At 78.3% G+C, this 383-nt stretch carries 1 pseudogene; it reads left to right on the top strand.

The window, feature by feature from the left end:
- Window positions 1–126 precede the first annotated feature (126 nt).
- Window positions 127–383: pseudogene (locus tag A4V12_RS24560) on the top strand (MFS transporter); the annotation flags it as partial.

Below are 383 nucleotides of genomic sequence, written 5' to 3'. Positions count from 1 at the left end.
CCGGGGCCGCAGGCCGCCGCCCCCACCGCGCGAAGGCACCGCCACCGCCCGCCCCCGGCGAGGAGCCGGGCCCCCGGGGGCGGGGCCCACACCGTCCGCACGGAAGACAGAAGGAGGGGCTCGCCGATGAGCGGGACCCGGAGCAGTACTCACGCGCTCCCCGCGCTCGGCCTCGGCGCGTTCGACATCGGCACCGCCGCGCTGGTCGTCGTCGGCGTGCTCGGCCTCGTCGCGGGCGACCTGGACGTGTCCGTCGGGACGGCCGGGCTGCTGGTGACGGCGTACGCGCTGGGCATCTCGCTCGGCGGGCCCGTCGTCACCGCCGCGACCATCGGCATGCCGCGCCGCACCCTGCTGTGGCTCGCCCTCGCCGTGTTCGTCGG

Source organism: Streptomyces noursei, assembly GCF_001646665.1.
GTDB classification, from domain to species: Bacteria; Actinomycetota; Actinomycetes; order Streptomycetales; family Streptomycetaceae; genus Streptomyces; species Streptomyces lavendulocolor.
The sequence above is the reverse complement of the archived record's forward strand: the minus strand, read 5'-3'. Positions and strand labels throughout refer to the sequence as shown.